The organism is Mucilaginibacter sp. OK098, from assembly GCF_900142915.1.
GTDB lineage: Bacteria > Bacteroidota > Bacteroidia > Sphingobacteriales > Sphingobacteriaceae > Mucilaginibacter.
The window spans coordinates 166,188-189,072 of sequence record NZ_FRCM01000001.1 but is presented as its reverse complement, the minus strand read 5'-3'; the positions used below and the strand labels follow the sequence as shown (position 1 = coordinate 189,072).

Annotated in this window: 18 protein-coding genes; 8 read left to right on the top strand and 10 right to left on the bottom strand. The window is 41.4% G+C overall.

The features are described 5' to 3' along the window. The first annotated feature begins 548 nt into the window (after positions 1–548). From BUE31_RS30890 to BUE31_RS00620, 3 genes are all read left to right on the top strand, one after another. Complete coding sequence (locus tag BUE31_RS30890; RefSeq protein WP_159440614.1) at positions 549–716, top strand: hypothetical protein; 168 nt, start codon at positions 549–551, stop codon at positions 714–716. 187 nt (positions 717–903) lie between these two features. Next, positions 904–4,083 (top strand): SusC/RagA family TonB-linked outer membrane protein, encoded by a 3,180-nt coding sequence (locus BUE31_RS00625; protein ID WP_073399281.1) that lies wholly within the window; start codon positions 904–906, stop codon positions 4,081–4,083. A gap of 4 nt (positions 4,084–4,087) precedes the next feature. Beyond that, positions 4,088–5,527, top strand: coding sequence for a SusD/RagB family nutrient-binding outer membrane lipoprotein (locus BUE31_RS00620; RefSeq protein ID WP_073399279.1), 1,440 nt, complete (start codon positions 4,088–4,090; stop codon positions 5,525–5,527). Between the two features lie 162 nt (positions 5,528–5,689). Here BUE31_RS00620 and BUE31_RS00615 read toward each other — a convergent pair whose 3' ends face one another. Genes BUE31_RS00615 through BUE31_RS00595 form a run of 5 tightly spaced genes read right to left on the bottom strand, consistent with a single transcriptional unit; the run spans position 5,690 to position 14,168 of the window. Then, positions 5,690–6,280 (bottom strand): DUF4202 domain-containing protein, encoded by a 591-nt coding sequence (locus tag BUE31_RS00615; RefSeq protein ID WP_073399277.1) that lies wholly within the window; start codon positions 6,278–6,280, stop codon positions 5,690–5,692. Positions 6,281–6,302: 22 nt separating this feature from the next. After that, a complete protein-coding gene (locus BUE31_RS00610; protein ID WP_073399274.1) occupies positions 6,303–7,760 on the bottom strand; it encodes a rubredoxin in 1,458 nt (485 codons plus the stop codon). 3 nt (positions 7,761–7,763) lie between these two features. After that, positions 7,764–11,288: a nitrate reductase gene (locus BUE31_RS00605; protein ID WP_073399272.1), complete on the bottom strand. Its 3,525-nt coding sequence runs from the start codon at positions 11,286–11,288 to the stop codon at positions 7,764–7,766. A gap of 16 nt (positions 11,289–11,304) precedes the next feature. Then, a complete protein-coding gene (locus tag BUE31_RS00600; RefSeq protein ID WP_073399270.1) occupies positions 11,305–12,597 on the bottom strand; it encodes an MFS transporter in 1,293 nt (430 codons plus the stop codon). Positions 12,598–12,626: 29 nt separating this feature from the next. Continuing rightward, entirely contained in the window at positions 12,627–14,168 is a 1,542-nt protein-coding gene (locus tag BUE31_RS00595) for an alginate export family protein (RefSeq protein ID WP_083619180.1), read from the bottom strand. A 460-nt stretch (positions 14,169–14,628) separates the two neighbouring features. Between BUE31_RS00595 and BUE31_RS00590 the strand changes: the two genes are divergently transcribed. Then, positions 14,629–15,321, top strand: a complete 693-nt coding sequence (locus BUE31_RS00590; protein ID WP_073399268.1) for a Crp/Fnr family transcriptional regulator — start codon at positions 14,629–14,631, stop codon at positions 15,319–15,321. 88 nt (positions 15,322–15,409) lie between these two features. Here BUE31_RS00590 and nirD read toward each other — a convergent pair whose 3' ends face one another. After that, entirely contained in the window at positions 15,410–15,766 is a 357-nt protein-coding gene (gene nirD, locus BUE31_RS00585) for a nitrite reductase small subunit NirD (RefSeq protein ID WP_073399266.1), read from the bottom strand. A gap of 16 nt (positions 15,767–15,782) precedes the next feature. Then, positions 15,783–18,275, bottom strand: a complete 2,493-nt coding sequence (gene nirB, locus BUE31_RS00580) for a nitrite reductase large subunit NirB (RefSeq protein WP_073399264.1) — start codon at positions 18,273–18,275, stop codon at positions 15,783–15,785. 278 nt (positions 18,276–18,553) lie between these two features. On the opposite strand from nirB, the gene cobA reads away from it, so the two are divergent. Next, the gene (cobA, locus tag BUE31_RS00575) at positions 18,554–19,282 is read left to right on the top strand and encodes a uroporphyrinogen-III C-methyltransferase (RefSeq protein WP_073399262.1); all 729 of its coding nucleotides are present in this window, start codon (positions 18,554–18,556) and stop codon (positions 19,280–19,282) included. A 12-nt stretch (positions 19,283–19,294) separates the two neighbouring features. Next, positions 19,295–19,645, top strand: coding sequence for a DUF7009 family protein (locus tag BUE31_RS00570; protein ID WP_073399260.1), 351 nt, complete (start codon positions 19,295–19,297; stop codon positions 19,643–19,645). A gap of 39 nt (positions 19,646–19,684) precedes the next feature. On the opposite strand, the gene BUE31_RS00565 is transcribed toward BUE31_RS00570, so the two are convergent. Further along, positions 19,685–20,161: a group II truncated hemoglobin gene (locus BUE31_RS00565; protein WP_073401528.1), complete on the bottom strand. Its 477-nt coding sequence runs from the start codon at positions 20,159–20,161 to the stop codon at positions 19,685–19,687. Between the two features lie 32 nt (positions 20,162–20,193). Continuing rightward, complete coding sequence (locus BUE31_RS00560; RefSeq protein WP_073399259.1) at positions 20,194–20,499, bottom strand: putative quinol monooxygenase; 306 nt, start codon at positions 20,497–20,499, stop codon at positions 20,194–20,196. A 332-nt stretch (positions 20,500–20,831) separates the two neighbouring features. Between BUE31_RS00560 and BUE31_RS00555 the strand changes: the two genes are divergently transcribed. Together BUE31_RS00555 and BUE31_RS00550 are read left to right on the top strand one after the other, a co-directional pair. Next, positions 20,832–21,197, top strand: coding sequence for a winged helix-turn-helix transcriptional regulator (locus BUE31_RS00555; RefSeq protein WP_073399257.1), 366 nt, complete (start codon positions 20,832–20,834; stop codon positions 21,195–21,197). Positions 21,198–21,380: 183 nt separating this feature from the next. Then, positions 21,381–22,199 carry a cyclase family protein gene (locus tag BUE31_RS00550; RefSeq protein ID WP_083619177.1) on the top strand — a complete coding sequence of 273 codons (819 nt, stop codon included), beginning with the start codon at positions 21,381–21,383 and terminating at the stop codon, positions 22,197–22,199. A 190-nt stretch (positions 22,200–22,389) separates the two neighbouring features. Here the strand turns inward: BUE31_RS00550 and BUE31_RS00545 are convergent, their stop codons facing one another. After that, positions 22,390–22,788 carry a YybH family protein gene (locus tag BUE31_RS00545; protein ID WP_073399255.1) on the bottom strand — a complete coding sequence of 133 codons (399 nt, stop codon included), beginning with the start codon at positions 22,786–22,788 and terminating at the stop codon, positions 22,390–22,392. Between the last annotated feature and the right edge of the window lie 97 nt (positions 22,789–22,885).

The following is a 22,885-nucleotide window of genomic DNA, read 5'->3' as shown; positions in this document are numbered from 1 at the left end:
TTGTTGGGGCCTTTTTAAAAATAGCCTGTGTATACATGCAAAATGTGCGGATGAATATCACTTTACGTCATTGCGAAACTGACTGCTCGCAGCCAGGCATGAAGCAATCTCTGAACCATGCATGCGCCGGAGTATAAAACCATGTGGCAACCTAACGGCGGCTACAAGGTCACATCGGCTTCTCGGTTGGTTGACTGTCCTGTGCAGAGTTTGCTTCGTTCCTCGCAATGACGTGTCTGTTAAGTAAAAACCGGTCAGAAGGCATACCAAAAATATAATTTAGCGCTTAACAAATATAAGAAAAAAACTAATATAATTAGCATTATGTTTGCATTTATTATAGTACCCTTTCGCTTATTCCCTTCTTAATCTCATCCAATAATTAATTCTACTAATTCCATAGACATTATATAATTATTTATATATTTGCATCCGAAATCATACTTAAATATGATCACACAGCAACTAATATCAAGGCTGATGTTCTTATTAAGTTAGTTTTAAGTGCATTCTTCCTGCAATAAAATGCAGGATAAAAATTTATTACCATGAATACTAAACATTTACTTTTTACTTCTTCACTCCCGTTTACCAGTCTGCCTGTTAAAGCGTTGTCTTGTAAACAAACCTGTGCCGCTTCACAATCTGTTTCAGTTATTGAAGCAGGCGCCAATCGCATTTTTACTTCCATGTATAACATGCATTGTTGCTGTTAATTTTCTTTTTTAAGGTTATTCATCGCGTTATAGTCTGCAGCTTACAACTTGCCGGTTAACCTTTTTCAACAATCAATTCTTTACAGTTACTAAGCCTGCCGGCAATGGATATGTTATATCCAAAAAATGGTATACCCCCCTGCTTTAATACCTGTATGAGTATTAAAAATTATTTCACTTTATTATCATGTTTAAAATTTACAAACTATTGGCAATAGTATTGCCTTTTATTCTCGTCCAAACGGTTGCTGCGCAAACCGTTAAAATAAGCGGGTTGGTAACCGCAAAATCAGACGGCTTGCCCTTACCCGGCGTAAGTATAGCTATTAAAGGAACCACAACCGGCGCAATCACAAATACCGATGGAAAATTCACCATAGCCGCTAATGTGAATGATGTGCTGAGGGTAACTTATATAGGTTATATCACACAGGAAATCCCGGTAAAGCAAAATGAAACAGATTTGCAGATCGTGTTAAAAGATGCGGCCAATTCACTTAATGAAGTAGTGATAACGGCGTTAAACATCTCCAAAGACAAAAAATCATTGGGTTATTCGGTGCAGGGACTAAAGTCAAAAGATATCTCGGAAGCCAAGGAAACAAACCTGGTAAACGCACTGGCAGGCAAAATTGCAGGTGTGCAAGTTACCAACAGCCAGGGCGACATGGGTTCAGCACGCATCATTATACGGGGCGAAACCTCTATAGCGGGTAATAACCAGCCGCTGTTTGTTGTTGACGGTACCATTGTTGATAATTCCCAGTTTTTAGGTACAAATGGATCAAGGGATTTTGCTAACGCGATAGCCGATCTGAACCCGGAAGATATTGAATCTTTAAGCGTGCTTAAAGGCCCCAATGCAGCAGCGTTATATGGTTACAGGGCGGCAGCAGGCGTTATCCTTATCAAAACAAAAACCGGTAAAGGCGCTAAGGGTTTGGGGATTAACATCAACTCAAACACAAGTTTTTCAACCGTGCAGCTCCTGCCTAAATATCAAAATCAATATGGACAGGGCTCCAATGGTAAGTTCAGCTATGTTGATGGTAAAGGCGGCGGCGTAAACGATGGCGTTGATGAAAGCTGGGGACCGGCCCTGGATGGCTCATTGATCCCACAATTTAATTCTAACGGAAAGCCTGTACCATTTGTGGCGCACCCAAATAACGTGCGTGATTTCTTTAAAACCGGTGTTACCTTAAATAACAGTGTGTCGTTGTCAGGCACCTCGGACAAGTCCGACTATCGCCTGTCATACAATAACCTGCACCAAACGGGGATTATCCCGAATACATCGCAGGGCAGAAACTCGTTTTCCTTAAACTCCACCTTCAGGCTTAGTCCAAAGCTAACCGTAACCACTATAGCTAATTACATAAAAGACGATGCCGATAACCTGCCGGGCGCCGGCGGCAAAAGGGCGACAAGCACCATGTTGCAGTTCACCTGGTTTGGCCGCCAGGTTGATGTGAGCCAGCTTAAAAATTATAAAGATGCCAATGGCAATACCTTTAACTGGAACAACAGCTATTACAGTAACCCATACTGGCTGGCTTATGAAAATACAGTTGGGCAGCATAAAAACCGCATTATAGGCAGTGTGGAGTTAAACTACAAAATTATTGATGGTTTAAGCGCCAACTTCCGCACCGGTACTGATTATTATAACGATAAGCGCAAGATCAAAGTGGCTTACGGCACCAACGGAACTCCGTTTGGCTCGTACGAAGAAGATGCTTACACCGTAAATGAAACCAATACCGAAGGCAGGCTGCAATACACCAAAAAACTGAACAATGATTTCAGTTTAGATCTGTTAGGCGGTGGCAACATCAGCACCATTTTGAATGAGGAAAATGACCAGGTGGCGCCAAAACTGGCGGTAGCGGGTTTATATACTTTAAGTAACTCACGCGATCCGCTGGTGTCATCAAACAGCTATGGTAAATACAAAACCTACAGCTATTTTGCTTCAGCACAGGTAGGGTACAAAAATTACGCATTTATTAACTTAACCGGCCGTAACGACTGGTCATCTACCTTGCCTGCGGCTAACCTTTCCTATTTTTACCCCTCGGTAAACGGTAGCCTTGTGCTTTCAGAGGCGCTTGGAATAAAAAGCGATCTGTTAACCTATGCAAAGCTTCGGGGCGGATGGTCGAAAGTGGGGAAAGCAGCGCTGCCGTATCAGCTTCTTAACACATATAATTTTACAGCTCCTTTTGGCGCCAACCCGCAGCAAAGTGCCGCCAGTATTGATTTAAACCCTAACTTAAAACCCGAAACCACAACGTCTGCCGAAGCTGGTTTTGAGCTCGGCTTTTTCCAGGACAGGTTGCATATTGATGTAAGCGCTTACAATACCAACAGCGTTAACCAGATCTTGAGCGTGGATGTAAGCCCGACAACCGGCTATAGCCAAAAACTGATAAACGGCGGCCGCATTAATAACAAAGGGCTCGAGGTTCAATTAGGCGTAACCCCAATAAAGGCAAATGGCTTTACATGGGATATCACAACCAATTACTCGCTCAATCGCAGTAAAGTAATTTCGCTTGATGCCGAAGGAAGGCTGCAAAGCTATGTTCTTGGCAGCGACCGTACTGTACAGGTTTTGGCAGCAATAGGCCAGCCTTACGGAACGCTGTTTGGCAACGCTTATCAGCGCAACGCGGCCGGACAAATTATTGTTGGCGCCAATGGTACGCCGGTTATTAACCCTACCAAACAATACCTGGGCAAGTTTACGCCTAAATGGCTTGGAAGCATCAACAATAGTTTTTCTTATAAAGGGATTAACCTGAGTTTCCTGGTTGATGCCCGCATTGGCGGATCAATTTATTCAAACACAAACCGCACCGGGACTTATACCGGCGTATTGGCATCAACCTTACCGGGTCGTGGCGCGGCAAATGGTGGTTTAAGCTATTATTACCCGGGTAACAACACTTCTGCCACTGCTGTACAGGTTAACGGTACCGCACCTGATGGGGTAACTGTTTACCATGATGGCGTTATTTTTAACGGAGTAAAGGCCGATGGTTCAAAAAACACAACCATATTACCTGCGCAATCCTACTATAAAGGCTTTACAAACGTTGACGAAGCTTTTGTTTACGATGCCTCGTACATAAAGCTGCGCGAAGTTAAGCTGGGATACACCTTACCATCTAAATGGGTAAAAGGTACCGGTTTACAATCGGCTACTATATCGGTTGTTGGTCGTAACTTATGGATCATCCATAAAAACGCACCAAACATCGACCCTGAAACGGCCTTTAACAATGGCAACGGACAAGGCTTGGAAGACCTTACTTTACCAACCGTTCGCAATATCGGGTTTAACATCAACCTTAAATTTTAAAATCATGAAACTAAAATATATAACTATATTATTATCAGGCGCACTCTTACTATTAGTATCCTCGTGCAAAAAAGACCTGGTAAAAATCAATCAGAACCCTAACGCATCACAAAACGCACAGCCCAATTACTTGCTTACCGCAGCCACAAAGGCTACGGCGGATACTTACTGGGGTGTTGCCAATACCATGGAGTCGAGCCTGTTGTTTGTGCAATACTGGGCCAAAATTCAGTATACAGATCCCGACAGGTATATCTATTCGAACAGTGCCTTCCAGGAATTATGGACAGTTGGCTATTCAAAAAGTATTGTAAACCTTAACCAGATAATTAAACTTGGAGATGCGCAATCAAACAGTAATTACAAAGGCGTTGCCCTGGTGCTGCGCTCATGGGTATTTACTTTATTAACTGATGCCTATGGCGATATTCCATACAAGCAGGCTACTAATATTGATCAGTACCTTACCCCTGCCTATGATACCCAAAAGGATGTTTATTACGCCCTGCTTGATGATTTGAAGACAGCACAGGCAGCGCTTGATCCGGCAGGAAAGGCCATTGCGGGCGATGTTATTTATGGCAATAATATTGCGCTTTGGAAAAAGTTTGCCAACTCATTGCGCCTGCGCATAACCCTGCGAATTGCAGACCGCGATGCCGTTAAAGCCAAACAAGTTTTGGCTGATATCCAAAGCGAAGGCGGCGCATACATCAGCTCAAATGCTGAAATTGCCCAGCTGGTATATTTGGATTCGCCAAACCAAAACCCTGTAAGCAATCTTTTTGACACCCGCGATGATTACCGGATCAGCAAAACCATAGTTGATAAATTAGTTTCTCTTAATGATCCTCGCTTACCTGTGTACGCAAGTAAAACCCAGGACGCAACGCCGCAAACTTATGTAGGGATCCCTAACGGCTTACTGGTTGGAGACGCCAGCAGCCTCGGTTTTACAAAAACATCACGGCCGGGAGCTTACTTTTTAGCGCCACACGCACCTGCTGTTATAATAAGCTATGCCGAGGTTTTGTTTGACAGGGCTGAGGCTGCCGCACGCGGCCTTACCGCTGAGGATGCTGCAAGCCTGTATAACCAGGCTGTAACAGCCTCACTTAATCAATATGGCATCCAGGGCACCGCTGTTGATACTTATACGGCATTACCTGCTGTAAAATATGATGCTGCTAACTTCAAAAAATCAATTGGCGAACAGAAATGGATCGCCCTGTTTGGACAGGGCCTCGAGGCCTTTGCCGAATGGCGCAGGCTCGACTATCCGCAACTACAACCTGCGGTAGCCGGTACGCTTAACGGCAAGATCCCGGTTCGTTTTATCTACCCAGGTACTGAGCAATCGTTAAACGGAACAAATTACAAAGCCGCGATAGCCGACCAGGGAACTGACCTGCTTACAACAAAGCTTTGGTTTGATGTGAATTAATCCTGCACCTGCCTGCTAGGTATCCAGTAGAAAATTATCCCATGCCAAAAAAATCTTCCTCCCGTCCCAGCAGGGTCCTCTATGAGAGACCCTGCTGGGACGGGAGGATTTGCTGGGATGAGAGAATTTCAAATGTAGCCATTGATACGACCACACCATTAACTACAACCTGTTTAATGCTTTATTGATCAACTCAAATCCGTTTGTTGAATAAGGTAATGTCAGTGCAAGCCGGTGCCCGTTCTCATCCATTTTTAATAATGACTTGCGAAGAATGTTTATTATTTTCTCTGGCTCACGCTCATATTTTTTGCGAAACTCTTCGTATTGTAATTGCAGGAACACCAGGCAAAGTGCATTCTCCATGGTCTGAACATCAGGATCAACCTTAATTCGTTGCTTCAGGATGATTTGCTTAACGCGATCTACCGTTTCATCGCCATAACCGGCTTCTTTCATTAAGCGCCCGACAATGGCAGCATGGTGCAGGGCGAGATCTTTACGCCATTTAAGATAAGGCTCACGTCCTTCCGGGTAATCCTCGCGAGGAATTTCCCATCTTCCGATATGCTGACTTCGGGATGCTAATAATAACTCTTCATCAGCATCAGGATCCAGTTTTAAAACCCATTCATATAATTTAATGGCAAAAAAATATTCCTGCGGCTCACTCATTCCTTCCCATGTAAAATTCCGGGGATCTTGCTTATTATAAGCATCAAAAAGATCAAATGCCTTGTCTAATCTACTCATTGGTTGAAAATAAGTTAATTATTTATAAAGCTAACATAGTTTTTTCAATTGGTATAAAATCCTCTTTTCCTGAGTCACATACCGGGCAACAGTAATTATCACCAATCTCCAAAAAGTTAGTTCCAGCGGCTATTCCGTTTATTGCATCGCCATAACTTTTATCATACTGTGTTTTACAATTTTTGCACTCATAAATCAGATCCTGCTTCTTGGGTAATTCCTTTATATTTCCTGCGTCTAAGATTGGGAATTCATTCTCGTTAAACAAAGAGTTATGGTATATATGGCATAAACTAATTAGCTGGCTCCCCAGGTCTTTTTTGTTAACACATTTTTTATAAGTTATATAGTTTTTTGAGTTGGGGTTAAAATCCTGTGTGTGCAAAATATCAAACAAACCATCTTTATCCTTTTTTATAATTATTGAACCCGACAAGCCTGTTTTAGGCTGTGTTTTAATAGCAAAACAAAGCTGGTAAGTGCGTAGATCGGCATCTTCAAATTCACGCACCAGTTCCTTTTTTAACTCCAGGCCTTCCCCGCAAATATCTTCTATCTGCCAGTTTAGCTCGTTTGCCGCATGCCGGACATTAAGGTGATACTTGCTTAAAATAATTCCCCATTCATTCCTTACAGCCGGGTCAATTCCTTTAATTATAATTGATTTCCAGGGCGTACTGTATAATTGCCCAACCCGGGTTTTAAGGCAAAGCAAACATACATCCTTTAAAAAATCAATTAAAAAAAGTTCATTCCTGCGATAGATCCCAAGCCAATATTTGTTATTGTATTTATTGAATCCCTCATAGTAAGGCAAATAAAAACCGGGCAATTTTAAGGCCTCCGTTACGGGCTGAATCGTTGCCTTAGTTTGATTGAAGAGCATTTTAAAAAACAAATGCTCATTTGCTGCATCCTGGTCGTAAAACAAATGTTTATTATCAAGTATGATCCGTTCTGCAGCTTTAGCTATTAGCGGGATATCATCAGAATATATTAAATACGGACTGCAATATTGTTTACCTGTTTTAGGAAAACGGATGTATATAAACCAGTAATTATTAGTATCAGCCGCAATAAAATTAATATTCCCGCTAAAAAAAGGGATAAATGTTTGCTGGTTATCAACCAGGTTTATTTTTAAGCGGGGTTGATAATCAAACAAGTCTAAAATATCCTTATAAACACCTTCCCTAAGCCAGCCCTCCTGGTTAAATATGGTATCGGCAACGTATGAACTTACAATGTTTGGATGCAGATCATTATCTGTTTCGTAATTTATTTCGGCCCTCAGCATTTCTGTTTCCAGGTCTTCAAGGCTATCATTATTTATAGTGAAATATAATTGCTGGCGGTTGCCAAAACGGATCTGCGAGGCCCCGGCATTTTCTGCTATCAGCAATATTTCATACAGATCGCCCGCCGATGCAAAGCCGCCGGGCAGGTTGATCTTAATCAAATGATTTTTACTATCTGCCATATCCTAATTTCCTTTCCCCGCTAGTGCAACCATCAGGGCTTCATCAAGCAGGCGCTTCACTTCTGGCCGGCATGAACCACAACCTGTACCTGCGCCGGTAACGTTGCACAAATCCTTCATGGTATTGCAGCCTTCCGCTATTTTATTCCGGATATTTTCGCTACCTACATTGTTGCAGCTGCAAACCAGTTTACCCAATACCGGGTCTGTTTTTTTACCGCTGCGTAATAATTGCAGCCTTTTTTCACTTAGTTCTGTTTTATTGGCAATCAGATCCCTGTATTCAAGAAATTCACCTTTATCGCCAATTAGTATCGCGCCTACCAGCCTGTCCTGGTGAATAATGCACTTTTTATAAAATCTTTTGGCCTTATCAATAAAAACAACTTCTTCATAAGCCTTATCATCAGGGCATTCCGGCATCCCGATGCTGCACAGGTCAAAACCATGAATTTTAATGATGTTCATAAACAAGCTGCCCTTATAATAACTGGCAATATCGCCATTCATAAAGCCGGCAACCACTTCGGCTTGTTGTTCCGCAGCTGCAGTTATGCCGTACATAATGCCATTAAACTCAGCTATTTCGCCAATGGCATAAATATCCGGGTCGCTGGTTAGCATCCGCTCATTTACGGTAACACCTCTGCGACAGTCAAGCCCGCAATCTTTGGCAATCTCCAGGTTGGGGGTTGTGCCAATGGCAAGGATCATGGCATCGCAATTAATTTTGCGGCCGCTCTTTAAGCCTATGCCGGTTAATTTCGACCGCCCGTAATACAGCTGTACTTCATCATCATAATAAATATCACAGCCCTGGTCAACCATTTCTTCATGCAGCAACTGGCTGCCCAGCGCATCCAGCTGACGGTTCAAAAATCTTGAAGTACGCTGAATGATAGTGATCTTTATGCCCATTTCCCTAAGCGAGGCTGCCATTTCCAAACCAAGCAATCCACCACCCACAATTACAACATGCCCGTTAGCAGGAAGGTGTTTTTTGAAATTATCAGCATCGGTTTTGGTACGCATTGAAAATATACCCGGTAAATTAGGGACATTTTTAGGGATAGCAGACCGGCTTCCGGTTGCCATCAGTAATACATCATAATTGGTTCTTATTCCCCTTGAATCTGTTACCTGCTTGTTGGCACGGTCAATTTTTTCAATACTTACCCCTCTTAACAAACTGATGTTATAACCCGGTTCGTCCTCATCCTTCATTTTTACCAGCTGTTCCCATTGTTGCTCGCCGCTGATATAATCAGGCAGCATAACCCGGTTATAAAAAGGAAAATTCTCTTTACTAAAAATAGTGATCTCGTCATCAGGGTTAAGCGCGCGGTATGATTTTACAAAACCATAGGCACCCGCACCCGCCCCAATTACAACAATCCGCTGAAATGGCTTTTTATATTTAACCACATTAACAGCACAGAATTTAAAATCAGGCTCTTTTGAAATCGGATCGACCTTATCTGATGTTAAATTGTTAACCCTGTGCAGGTCATTGCCCAGTATTTTGCCCCAGTGCATCGGTAAAAAAACAACGCCCTGCTTTATTTGGGTTGATATTTTGGCCTTTACCCTTACCTCGCCCCGCCTGGATGTTACACTAACAACATCATCTTCATTTATTTGAAGCAGACCGGCATCATGCGGATGAATTTCAATAAACGATTGCGGGTAATGCTGATTTAGTTTATTCACCTTCCCGGTTTTGCTCATGGTATGCCATTGATCGCGAATACGGCCGGTGGTAAGGATGAATGGGAAATTATCATCGGGCATTTCACTTGTAAATGCATCATCAACAGGATGAATTATGGCTTTTTTTGTAGCGGTATAAAAGCGCTTATCCGTAAATAACCTTGGTGATCCTTTTTCAGGGCCTTTCTTTTTAAAGGGCCATTGCACTGTTCCATGTTCTTTTAATATCTCATAGCTAAGCGCGCTGATATCAATGTTGGTTTTAGCCGTAAGCTTCGCATGTTCTGCATAAATGGCTGCGGCATTTTTAAAATCAAACCCCTTATAGCCCATTTTTTTGGCAAAACGGCAAATGATCTCTGCGTCGGGCAAAGCTTCGCCGGGTGGATCAATTATTTTATTCAGGTAGCTAATACGGCGTTCAGAGTTGGTCATTGTTCCCTCTTTTTCCGCCCATGCAGCTGCCGGCAATATTACATCAGCATAAGCCAGCGTTTCGGGTTTGCAGCTGATCTCTTGTACCACAACAAATTTGGCTTTCTTTAATGCTTCTTCAGCCAGTCTTACATTGGGCAGGCTGGTTAGCGGATTAGTACAAAGGATCCAGATGGCTTTTAACCGGCCATCGTTCAGCGCCTCGAACATTTCTGTGGCCGTTAGACCGGGCTTTGGCTGGATCACTCCACCACCCCAAAACTTTTGTACCTCTTCCCTGTGAAGGGGATTATCCAAATTGCGGTGAGCAGGTAATAAATTGGCTAAGCCGCCAACTTCGCGGCCGCCCATTGCATTGGGCTGCCCCGTTAAAGAAAGCGGTCCCGAGCCTGCTTTGCCAATATGCCCGGTTATCAGGTTCAGATTGATTAGGCTAAGGTTTTTATTTACACCAACCGAGCTTTGGTTAAGCCCCATGGTCCACATAGAAATAAAGCCCTTTGCATCAGCAATATATTTTGCAGCAAGGCGGATGTTAGCTTCTTTTACCCCGCATAACTGTGCAGCTTTAGCAACGCTTTTTTGAAACACCATTGCACTGTATTGCTCAAAGCCTTCGGCATGGTTAGTGATGAAATCAATGTCGATATCTCCGTTTTCTATCAGCACCCTGCCAATAGCGTGATTTAAGATTATATCTGTTCCCGGGTTAATCTGGAGGTGCAGATCGGCAATGCTGCAAGTATCAGTTACTCTTGGGTCAACAACAATTAGTTTAACTGATGGATTAGCCGCTTTATAGGCTTCAACCCTTCGCCATAAAATGGGATGGCACCATGCCGGGTTTGCCCCGGTTACATAAAAGCAATCGGCCAGCTCAATATCGTCATAGCAAAGCGGCACGCTATCTTCACCAAGGGCCATTTTATACGCAGCAACAGCGCTGCTCATGCATAAACGGGAGTTGGTGTCGATATTATTACTGCCGATAAACCCTTTCATGAGCTTATTTATCACATAATATTCCTCAGTTAAACACTGGCCCGATGCATAAAATGCTACAGAATCGGGCCCGTATTTATTAATAAAGGTTTTGAAAACGGCAGCGGTTCGGTCAAGCGCATCATCCCAGCTAACGCGCTCCATGGGCATGCTTTTATTGTACCGCATTTGAGGATAAAGCAGCCTGTCGCTTTTATCATTAACCGTATAGTGCAGGTTAAGGCCTTTACTGCAAAGCATCCCTTTATTTACAGGATGCTCTTTATTACCTTCAACCAAAACATTGCCATTATTGCTCTTATGCACAAGCACACCACAGCCTACCCCGCAGTAACAGCAGGTGGAGGTTGTGGTGTTTATGTTTTGCTTTTTTACCGGCATTTAGATGTTTTTTTGATTATACTCCTGCTAATGCCGAATCGGCTGTAACACTTTCGCTTACATGGGCAGGTTTACTAAACTTTGTAATAAATATGATTACAGAAACTGCTATCACTATAAAACCGATATAGGTAAAGGCCTGTACGTAGGTTATAGATTGCGACTTAAACAGGAAGCCAAAGATCATTCCGCCAAGATTACCTCCTGCGCCAACAATGCCGCTTACCATACCTACATTTTTACTGTTTATAAAAGGAACTATCCCGTAAGTAGCTCCGTTTGACATTTTCAGGAACAGCGCAAACGAAAGCATGGTAATTATAGCCACCATTAATGAGCCTGCCTGTGCAAACAGGATAAGCCCTAAACCTTCAAGCAGTAAAACACCTGCAAGCAGCAAACCTTTTCCGCGCATGCCGAATTTTCTGCCGACCTTGTCAGACACAATACCGCCCAGCGCCCTGGCAAATAAATTCATAAAACCGAAGATGCCGGCCCAAAAACCAGCCTGGCTTTGGCTGAGGTGAAAATTATCAACAAAGTGCAGCGATGCTACGTTATCAAAAGTTAGCTCCATACCAAAGCACATGGCATAACCTATGGTTAAAGCCCACACGCGCCAGTCAGCAAGTACACTCCAATCTGTTTTTTTGTCGGCTGCGTTATGCCCTATTTCATCATAATTGCCATTGGGGGTGTCTTTTGTATATTTATAATATAAAAATGCAATAATCAGCATCATTACTCCCGGCACTATCATGGCATATCGCCAGGCATCGGCTTTTGTATAGCCAAAGCCTACAATTGCTGCAAATATTAAGGGCATTACCATATTGGTTACACCACCACCCAGGTTCCCCCAGCCACCGGTTACGGCGTTTGCGGTGCCTTTAATATTAGGAGCAAACATCATTGAGGTGTGAAATTGTGTAATTACAAACGAAGCGCCTATTATACCAATAGCCAGTCTGAATAAAATAAAGGTGGTATAGTCATGCGCCAGCCCTACAAAAAAAACAGGGATAGAACCAATCAGCAACAAGCGGATAGCGGTTTTACGCGGCCCCCAGGCATCGCAAAGCTTGCCTATCAGCAAGCGGGCAATAATGGTTGCAGTAACAGATGCAATAATAGTGTTACCAACCTGCGCTTTTGTTAAATGCAGCTCGGCTCTTATGGTTGGCATTAACGGCGCAAGGCCAAACCAGCCAAAAAAGCAGACAAAGAACATGAGCCAGGTAATATGAAAGGTGCGCATTTGCACGCCCTTAAATGAAAATATGTTGAGTTTCGTTAGTTGATTTTCCATGATCTTTAAATTTTAAATACGGTGATCTATTATTTATTAAGAAATTCTGGTTTAATATTTATCTGCAGATAGGCCCAAAACGGACTTAGCTTTGCAGTGCCGGGTGTGATGTTTTTAGCATATTGCATGCTGCTGGTAGCTGACATGTACGACAAGCCAAGATCAACCGATGTAACTTTATTGAGCTTATAATCGGTTGTAAGATCAAATTCTGTCCCCAGGTATTTGCTTACCGGTGCACCACTAAGATCCTTTTGATTGTTTGCAAGCAGGAAGTAATGATTATCTAGCTGAACAAAAAACCTTTTGTTAGTTGTAGTGTACTTAACCTTTATAAAAGGGTTGCTCAAGCCACCGGTTGGCGATCCGCTAACTGCGTAGAAATAATCCATATATCCCCAAAACTTGTGGGGCGTTCCATACAGCGGGTCGAAACGATGATTGGTTGTTGAGGTTGAAAAGGAATTATTACCTGATAAATAGTCCCAGCCGCCTGTCAAATTCAAATTGTGAAAGTTATATAACAGGGAAATTGTTGAAGTGTAAGCGCTTAATGCAAGTCCGTTCCTGTCGCGGCCGCCCTGGTAATAAAATTCTCCGTTTAGTCCCCATTCGTTATTACTTCCAAATACGGGGTTTATTAACAAGCCTGTAGTGTAACGTGTATTTACACCGCTTTGGTTAAAATGCTGGCCATATATATAGCCAATATCAGTTCCGGATACATTTTTAACTGAATCAAGCTTGTATTTTCCAAACTGGTCGGTTAAAAACAGGGCCGATATTTTTGTGGTTTCAAATTGCTTTTCAACGTGTAGATATTCAAGCGCTTTGTAATTCTGGGTAAGTGCGTTTGTGCCGGGTGAATTTGCAAATACCGGACTTCCGTTTTTAGCGCTTAAACCGGCGCTGTTAACCAGCGGAATAAAGCCTGCGGGCGTATTGGCCAAATTGCCATTGTTGTCTTTTATAGTAGCCGGCACATTGGCAGGGGTGTAATAAGTGCCGTTATAATTAATAGCATCGCTATTTTGATTAAAGGCTGCACCGAGGTCAACTTTCCAGCCATTTTCAACCATTTTTAAAACAATGGCATCATGACGGCGGCCTTGCTGAATCCAGTCTGAATTGCCGAGCAGCCGTTCATCATCATAAACAAGTTCCTGCCTTCCTACTTTAATTCCAAAATAGTCAAAGGGCGAATGTTTAAATGCGGTATCCTTTTTATTTGATAAAATAATTTCGGCCCAGGCCTCATGTAGTTCCAGTTTGTTGCCATCGGTGCTGCTAATGGTTGAAGCATCCTGGCCCCAGAGCCTTACATCCTGTAATGAGGTATGAAAAATAAGCTTGCTGCTGTTATAATGGAAAGTAAGCCGGGTACGCTGGGAGATAAATGCTGCGTTTTTATTTAAAGTCGGTTCTAAGGTTCCGTAGCCATCACGTAATTCGCCTCTTGTGCGAAGCTGGCCCGATAAAGAAAGCTGCGCAGAGGCCGAAAACGATAAAATAAATGATGTAAATAATACAATTAGAGTAATTGTATATTGATTTGATACAATTTTGTACATTTGAAATGGTTTTTTAGTTGTTAAAGCGATAAAACTGTTTAACCCTGTCTGGGAATGCGACCTCCCGGCAGGGCTTTTTTATTTTTTTTTAATGTCTGAGTTTATTCATAAGCGATCCTTTTTATATTTTAGTGATTATTTCTTTACTTTACTTCGATAAATATAACCAAAATCGTTTTTAAGTGCAATTTTTTATTTCAAAATGAGTCATTTTTATGATTTAAGTAATATACAAGGTAAAAACAGATCAAAAAATAGAAATTTTACAACGAAAAATCAGCTTATTTTAATACTGAATACAAATAATGATTACGATACCTAATAAAAATTTAGATATTTTAATAAAAACTTGTTTTATAACCAATTAACATGTTTTATTAATGGTAAAACTTATAATTTTTAATTGAATTGGGATTTATTGTTAAGTTTGATTGTTAATTAGTGTAAACACTACCCTTTAATGAAGAAAAATTTAATAAAGTGCAACGCAGACAGTTGTTTTTTGTGCAAAAACTGCTTGCCGGAGTGGAAAAATGCAATCGTTTCGCATAAAAGTAATTTTCACGTTAAAAAAAACGAGGTTATCTTTAAAGAGGGCGATCCGGTAAAGGGCATCTATTTTGTTCTGAACGGGAATGTTAAAGTGCACAAAAAATGGGGTAGCGACAAGGAGATCATTTTACGATTTGCCAATAACGGGGCAATTTTTGGGCATAGAGGCATGGGCGAATCAATTTACCCGGTATCGGCAACTGCGATAGAGGAAGGAATAGTTTGTTATTTTGATATGGACTTTTTTGAAAGCACCTTAAAAGTTAATCACGATTTCGCCTATAAGCTGATGATGTTTTTTGCAAAGGATCTGCAGGAATCAGAAAACAAAATGCGCAACCTGGCGCACATGTCAGTTAAAGGGCGCGTAGCTCAAGCTTTGATGTTGCTTGAAACCCAATTTGGCTTAACCTATGATGGCTTTATTAATGTAAAACTATCCAGGCAGGATCTTGCTTCGTTTACAGGAGCCACTTATGAAACTGTTTTTAGGGTAATCAATGAGCTAACCAATGAACATATTATTTCCCTGCAGAATAAAAACATAAAAGTTACCGATAAGCAAAGATTAAGGCAGCTTACAAACGATGAAGCTCTTTAAGGAGGCAAGAATCAGGAGTCAAGATAGAAAGAAGCAGTTGGTTTTTCTTCGCTCTTGATTCTTGACTCTTATTATCTTGATTCTTTCCTCAACAAGCTATTCCTATAAAAACTTTTCCGGCATCAACTTTTATGGGGTAAGTTTTTATTTGGCAATTATCATCATCGCTCAGGCATTCGCCGGTAAGCAGCGAAAATGTTTTTTTGTGAAACGGACAGGCCACCTTGGGCTCACAATGTTCGCCTGCACTCCCGATCATGCCTCTTGATAAAGCCATTTGCTGCTTGTGCGGGCATAGGTTTTGGGTTGCATACCACTCCTGCCTCCGCGTAAAATTATATATAGCTATCTGTTCGTCACCATGTTTTATGCAGGCTCCGCCATTTTCAGGAACATCATCTGTATAGCATGCCAATATCCAATTTATTTCTGTTAACGTTTCCATGTTGTATGTTTAATTATTACCAATCCTTTGCTTTTACCTGGCTGCGCATTGTATCAAACTGAACGCTCGGGTCTTTTTCTTCGGGCGCGTTTATAAAATGCGAGAAACGTTTGCGCATATCTGGGTTTGAAATAGCTTCCTTCCACTCACAATGGTAAGTGTCAACCAATTGCTGCATCTCCTCTTCAAGGCTTGGCGCTATCCCCAGACTGTCATTTATAATTACGTTTTTTAAATAACTCATCCCGCCATCCATTTTATTTAACCAGGTTGCGGTACGGGTAAGCGGATCAGCCGTTTTAATATAAAACATCAGGAACCTGTCCAGGTATTTTACCAGCGTTTCTTTATCAATATCGGTAGCCAGTAATTGGGCATGCTGCGGTTTTGAGCCGCCGTTGCCGCATATATAAAGATTCCAGCCTTTTTCAGTGGCTATAACTCCAAAATCTTTTGACTGTGCTTCAGCACATTCCCTAACGCAACCGCTAACGCCGCCCTTTAATTTATGCGGAGACCTAATACCTTTATATCTATCCTCAATTTCAATTGCAAATGAAACACTGTCATGCAGGCCGAAACGGCACCAGGTGCTACCCACGCAACTTTTAACGGTACGTAAAGCTTTGCCATAAGCATGGCCACTTTCAAAGCCGGCATCAATTAATTCTTCCCAAATTGCAGGCAGGTCATTTACGTGAGCGCCAAACAGATCAATCCGCTGCCCGCCGGTTATTTTGGTATATAAATTATATTTTTTAGCTACGGTGCCAATTACAATTAATTTATCGGGAGTAATTTCACCGCCCGGAATTCTTGGCACAACGGAGTACGTGCCTCCCTTTTGAATATTGGCCAAAAACCTGTCGTTACTATCCTGTATTGTATCCTGTTTCACAATTACCTCGTTCCACAGACTCGACAAGATACTTGCCACTACCGGCTTGCAGGTTTCGCAGCCATCGCCTTTGCCAAAATGATCAAGCACAACATCGTAATTTTTTATTTGCCCTATCTTAACCAGGTCAAACAACTCCTGGCGGGAGTAATCGAAATGTTCGCATATTACATTTTTAATATATACGCCATTGGCTTTTAGGGTGCCTGCTACCAGGTCTTTTACCAGTGGAATACATCCGCCGCAACCTGTGCCGGCTTTAGTGCATTTTTTTATACTATCAACAGTAGTAGCGCCATCGTTGACAGCTCCGCATATGGCTGATTTGGTAACGGCCTCGCAAGAGCAGATCAGCGCATCATCAGGCAGGCTCATTACGCCTGCGCCTGTAGCTTCTCCATCACCCCTTGATCCCAATATAAGGTCCTCCGGGTTAGGCGGAAGGATCATTTTATTATTAACGGTTTGCAATAACATATTGTAGGCATCAGCATCGCCGATTAAAATGCCGCCCAATAAGTATTTACCATCGGTGCTGAGGTTGATCCGTTTGTAAATACCTTTATGGGTATCCTCAAAAACTATGGTGCGACAATCCGGCTCGGTAATAAAGGCATCGCCAAAACTTGCCACATCAACACCAATCAGTTTTAGCTTGGTGCTCATATCGTAACCATAAAACAACTTACTGCCGCCCGTTAGCTGGTTAACCACAATGTCAGCCATTTCGTAACCAGGGGCAACCAGGCCATAGATCATATTTTCATACAAGGCGCATTCACCTATCGCAAAAATATTTTCATCGCTGGTTTGCATTTTTTCATTCACTAAAATGCCGCCGCGGGTGCCGGTGTGCAAGCCTGCCAGTTTTGCCAGCTCATCGCGAGGCCTTATTCCTGCTGATATTACCAGCATGTCAACAGCAAGCGCGCTTTCGTCGTTAAAATGTAGTGCATCTATTTTGTGCGAGCCGCCAATATAAGCGGTGCTTTTATTCAGGTGGATATTTAAGCCCAGATCTGTTAATTTTGATTGCAGCATAGCACTGCCTGCAGAATCAATTTGCCTTGGCATAAGGCGGGGAGCGAATTCAATTACATGTGTTTCGTCAATCCCCAAATCAATTAAGGCCTTGGCTGCCTCAAGCCCTAACAGGCCGCCGCCCATCACGGCGCCTTTTTTTACGTTAGGTGCGTAAGCTTTGATAAGCTCTAAATCGTCAATTGTGCGGTAAACAAATACGCCCTCTTTTTCTACTCCCGGTATATCAGGCACAAAAGCAGATGAGCCTGTTGCCAATACCAGGTAGTCATATTCAAAAGTATCGCCAAGCAATGCATGTACGGTTTTTGTCGACCGGTTTATTTCCTGTACGGGATTGCCAAGGTGTAAAACTATATCATGCTCAGCATACCACGCTTCGGTTGAAAGAGAAAGATCGGCTGCAGATTTTCCGTTGAAATATTCACTGAGGTGAACACGGTCATAAGCAGCGCGAGATTCCTCGCCAAATACAATGATCCTGAACGCTGATGTTTTGGCTACCAGTTTTTCACAAAACTTATAGCCTACCATGCCGTTCCCAACTACAACAATTGTTGGCTTGTGCATATTGATTTTATTAGATTGTTAAAGCTTAAAAACGATAAACACACCAAATTGCGACCTTGAATGCGTTTACAATAGCAATTTTACAAAAATAAAATCAAAAAACAAAAAAATTATTAATTAAATCATATTTATTATCATTTATTGTTGATTAAAATTGATTTTTATATGATTTTAGTCATGTAATTTTTATATTTTTGATTCAATAATTGCGAAATTTGAATTTTGCATGAATAATTAAGGAATAAAACAGTAAAATTTACGCAAATAATTAGAAATCAATGAAAAATATCAGCATAAATCCTGAATTATTTGTTTTGGGGGCAGGTCCCGGTGATCCTGAGCTAATAACTGTTAAAGGATATAAGCTTTTGCAGCAGGCTGATGTTATATTATATGATAATTTGGCCAATAAGGAGCTTTTAGACCTGGCGCCTGATACTTGTGAAAAAATATATGTTGGCAAACAGCCTTATGGCAAAAACACTCCCCAGGAAGAGATCCATGAAATGATAAAACATTTTGCTTTTACAAAAGGAAAAGTGATCCGATTGAAAGGCGGGGACCCATTTATATTCGGCAGGGGCTTTGAGGAAATAATATATGCGCGCGCAAATGGGATTAAAACACATTTTATCCCCGGTATTACAAGTATGCAGGCATCGGGGTTTGAAGATATCCCGCTTACTCATCGATCCATAAGTGAAAGTGTTTGGATGGTAACCGGCACAAAGAAAGATGGCAGGCTATCTGCAGATCTTGAGCTGGCTATCCAAAGCAACGCAACAGTAGTTATTTATATGGGGATGAAGAAACTGGATGAAATTGCCGAAACATACATAGCAGCAGGTAAAGGAAATATTCCAGCTGCAATTATACAGCATGCTTCATTACCCAAACAAAAATCGGCAAGAGGGATGGTTAAAGACCTTTCTGCGATAGCCGAAAGCAAGCAGCTAACCTACCCGGCAATTATTATTATAGGTGAAGTAACCGGGATAATTAATTAAAACGATTAAATCATGAAAATACGCATAAAAGGAAATTCAATACGATACAGATTAACCAAAGGAGATGTATATGACTTTTCACAGAATGGCTATATTGAAGAAACAACAAACTTTGGCAGCAATGTATTATCATATGCTTTACAGCGGAGTTTTGATGACCATCTTTCGGCTACATTTATAAACAACAAAATTACGCTGCTGATGCCGGATGCCATGATCAGGGAATGGGCATTCACCGACAAAGTTGGATTTAACCACACAGACAATGGTTTATTCCTATTGATAGAGAAAGATTTTCAGTGCCTGGATAATACAGTAGAAGACCAAAGTGACAATTATCCCAATCCGCTGAACTATTGTTAATAATATTTGATCTTTGCCCCCTGTGGAATTAATCGCACCCTATCCTTGAAAAGGTCCGCCAGGTACTCCCCACCCCCATTTTGGCATAGGCAGATCGGGTGATTCGTTGATGCTGTCCAGGTTTGAATTAATAACCGCTATACGCGTTCCCCATTCCAGGTAGGCCAGGAATGCCGAGCGAAACTCGGGATCGTCAGGGAGTTTCAGCTTGTCGGCAGTTTGCAGTAGCAGCTCCACCCAGCGCTGGCGGTGCTGCTGGGTAAGATGTTTGGACAGGTGATGGCGGATCATTTCGAAATGGCTGCCCTCACGCTCGCTGTACAATTTCGGACCACCCAGCACTTCGGCCACAAAATGAGCGACGTGCAGCCTGTGCAGCGGTGACATGTGCTTAAACACAGGTCCCAATATATCGTCGCTTAATACCTTATCATAAAATTTAGCGAATAATTCCACAAATACAGGCATTCCGCCGGCCCATTCATAAAGCGGGGGGATAGGTTTATTGTCGTTCATAATTATGTTTTTATTACTATATAAGCATTGGATCATTTCTTCCAATACACTTCGGTAAGATCGTAGTGTTTCATTTCCTGTATGTTGCCGAAATACGGCGCAACATCCTGGTAAAAAGTTTTAAAAACATCGCTCTTGCGGAATTTGTTAATATGGTCTTCAGATGAAGTCCACTTGATGCGAAGTATAAAATTTTCGGGCTCTTCCTCTCCGTGTGTAAGTTCATAACCCAAACAGTAGTCCGATGCCCTTAGCGACTCACCGGCCTTGAGATAACTATTGATAAAGGCTGCTCTTGTTTCTGAAGGTATTTTGTACCTGATATATTCTATGGTCATATTTAATAGTTTTGTGCAGTCAGATCCATCCCACAGGATCTGGTTTGCATGAAGAAATTAAGATTCATACTCATTATGTTTTTTAATTTGGGAAAGCTCAAAAGTATTCTATGAATAATGCAAAGTCAATAACTAACTAAAAAGTAGGTGATTACGCTTTATGAAGAATTGTCTGAGGGAGCTATTTGCGCATGGCAAAGTGGCATTTCAAAATCATATGGAACGCTTTTATACTGCTACAAGCTGACAAGATTAAATTTTGGCAGGAAATTTAACGGGATATGGAACACCTTTATCTTTAAATTAACTGAAGCGTTATACGGTGATTGGTTATGATAGCATTAAACGAAAAAATATATACATGCCCTGTAGATGTGACATTGGGATTGATAGGCGGTAAATGGAAATTGCTGATCTTGTTCCATCTGTACTATTTTACTAAAAAAAGTTATAAAGACTTTAGAACTAATCTTCCTGGTATTTCTGAAAAAATGCTTTCACAGCAATTGAAGGAACTGGAAAGAGATAAATTAATAGCCAAAAACCAGCTTTCAATAAAACCAAACCGTGTAGAATATTTCCTTACAGAAAGAGGACAATCGCTAGGCCCACTGTATGAATTTATCAGCAAGTGGGGAATTGATTACTTGATGGAAAATAATATAGATTATATTAAAGACCAGCATCTTTATAAGTAAGTCTCGATAAAAAACTTATTAAGCAGCTTATAGTTCATTTTTTAATTATCGGTGATCTTAAACACCAAATTTAATAGCAGCCTACTTTTTGGTTAGTTATTGACCTTAGGTTTGTGATGAATTACATTTGATGGCCGGGCATCTACTTGACGCCCGGCTTATTACAGTAATTTATTGAATTTTATGAAAATAGTGATAATCGGTGCTGGAAATATAGGTTCGGCTTTGGCGCTCATAATTTTTTGTTTCGCATTTATTGGGGGCTGTAAAAAGAAAAAAGAACAGTCTTATCAAAATAAAGTATTATCCTACGGCCATTTGGAGGATCTTACTTATACATTAACAAAGGATTTTCCTTATATACCTGTTCACAAACTAACTTTTCCTTTCCGGTTAAAACCGATGGCCACGCTGAAAAAAAATGGTGTGAACGCTAATACATGGATTATTCATGAACATTTAGGCACACACATAGACGCGCCTAATCACTTTCAGCCAAACGGCATTTCGGTAGACCAAATAAGGCCGGAAGACCTTATTGTGCCAATGATAGTGATCGATATCAGGACAAAGACTGCAAAGAATAGAGATGCAGAACTTACGGTTAGCGATATCGAAAAGTTTGAAGAAGTGAATGGCCGGATACAGCCCCATAGTTGCGTCATGATGCTTTCGGGTTGGGGTAAATATGTAAAAACGCCTGTTTATATGGGCATAGACAGTAGCGGTAATAAACATTTTCCAGGCTTTTCAGTAGCTGCTGTACAGTTTCTTGCCAAAAACAGGGCTATAGCAGGTATAGGCGCTGACGCGATATCGTTCGATCCTGGTATGGACAATAATTATACTACCCATAAAATGCTTTTTTCTTACGGAAAATGGGCGGTGGAAAATGTGGCGAACTTAGAAAAAGTACCCGTAACAGGAGCCATCCTTATTGTCGGCGCACCAAAAGTAGGCGGGGCAACCGGGGGAATAGCGAGGATATTTGCAGTATGGTAACTTTGTTTTGATGGCAGATATACAATTCTATGTATTTTATCAATTTAACCTATGTAATTTATTAAGCGTTAAAAACGCACATTTTTCACGAAGAAATCAACCAAATCATAGAGCTCCCGACTCCACTAAAAAAAGAGTTCAGGCTTTTCCCGGCATGATGGGATCCTCGTTACAATGTTCTTATTAGTTTTTATTTTGAAGGAATTGAATGATGTTCATGAACGATTGTCCATTGATTATTTATTTTTTCCAATCCTATTGTTAATCTAAAATCCAGTGGTACAAAGTCGGCACTACTGCTTTTGTCTGAACATTTCATTGTTGCAATGCAGAAAGCAACATTTTCATCAGCAACTATTTTTAATTGTTGAATGTCAAACACACCAGGTTCTGTGTACTTAAAAAACAAATCCCAGGTATCGCGGTAAGCGTCAATCCCCACTGATTGAAAAGGTTCGGGTACGTCAAACATTACTATGCCGTCTGCATGGTGAGCAAGTATAGTGTCAAGATCTTTATTGCGGACTGCCTTGGCCCAGTTCTCAACAAGTTGCCTGATCAGTGTTTCATTATTGTTTGCGTTGTCCATATTATATATTGTTTTCCTGTGCTGCTAATTATTCTCATATAATCACATAATCTTTGAATTTAAAGTGTTTTTATTGTAATTTAGCCATTGCCGTCAT

Coding starts and splice junctions, on each gene's coding strand:
- BUE31_RS30890 (WP_159440614.1), top strand. CDS start 549: ATGAATACTAAACATTTACTTTTTACTTCTTCACTCCCGTTTACCAGT.
- BUE31_RS00625 (WP_073399281.1), top strand. CDS start 904: ATGTTTAAAATTTACAAACTATTGGCAATAGTATTGCCTTTTATTCTC.
- BUE31_RS00620 (WP_073399279.1), top strand. CDS start 4,088: ATGAAACTAAAATATATAACTATATTATTATCAGGCGCACTCTTACTA.
- BUE31_RS00615 (WP_073399277.1), bottom strand. CDS start 6,280: ATGAGTAGATTAGACAAGGCATTTGATCTTTTTGATGCTTATAATAAG.
- BUE31_RS00610 (WP_073399274.1), bottom strand. CDS start 7,760: ATGGCAGATAGTAAAAATCATTTGATTAAGATCAACCTGCCCGGCGGC.
- BUE31_RS00605 (WP_073399272.1), bottom strand. CDS start 11,288: ATGCCGGTAAAAAAGCAAAACATAAACACCACAACCTCCACCTGCTGT.
- BUE31_RS00600 (WP_073399270.1), bottom strand. CDS start 12,597: ATGGAAAATCAACTAACGAAACTCAACATATTTTCATTTAAGGGCGTG.
- BUE31_RS00595 (WP_083619180.1), bottom strand. CDS start 14,168: ATGTACAAAATTGTATCAAATCAATATACAATTACTCTAATTGTATTA.
- BUE31_RS00590 (WP_073399268.1), top strand. CDS start 14,629: ATGAAGAAAAATTTAATAAAGTGCAACGCAGACAGTTGTTTTTTGTGC.
- nirD (WP_073399266.1), bottom strand. CDS start 15,766: ATGGAAACGTTAACAGAAATAAATTGGATATTGGCATGCTATACAGAT.
- nirB (WP_073399264.1), bottom strand. CDS start 18,275: ATGCACAAGCCAACAATTGTTGTAGTTGGGAACGGCATGGTAGGCTAT.
- cobA (WP_073399262.1), top strand. CDS start 18,554: ATGAAAAATATCAGCATAAATCCTGAATTATTTGTTTTGGGGGCAGGT.
- BUE31_RS00570 (WP_073399260.1), top strand. CDS start 19,295: ATGAAAATACGCATAAAAGGAAATTCAATACGATACAGATTAACCAAA.
- BUE31_RS00565 (WP_073401528.1), bottom strand. CDS start 20,161: ATGAACGACAATAAACCTATCCCCCCGCTTTATGAATGGGCCGGCGGA.
- BUE31_RS00560 (WP_073399259.1), bottom strand. CDS start 20,499: ATGACCATAGAATATATCAGGTACAAAATACCTTCAGAAACAAGAGCA.
- BUE31_RS00555 (WP_073399257.1), top strand. CDS start 20,832: ATGATAGCATTAAACGAAAAAATATATACATGCCCTGTAGATGTGACA.
- BUE31_RS00550 (WP_083619177.1), top strand. CDS start 21,381: ATGAAAATAGTGATAATCGGTGCTGGAAATATAGGTTCGGCTTTGGCG.
- BUE31_RS00545 (WP_073399255.1), bottom strand. CDS start 22,788: ATGGACAACGCAAACAATAATGAAACACTGATCAGGCAACTTGTTGAG.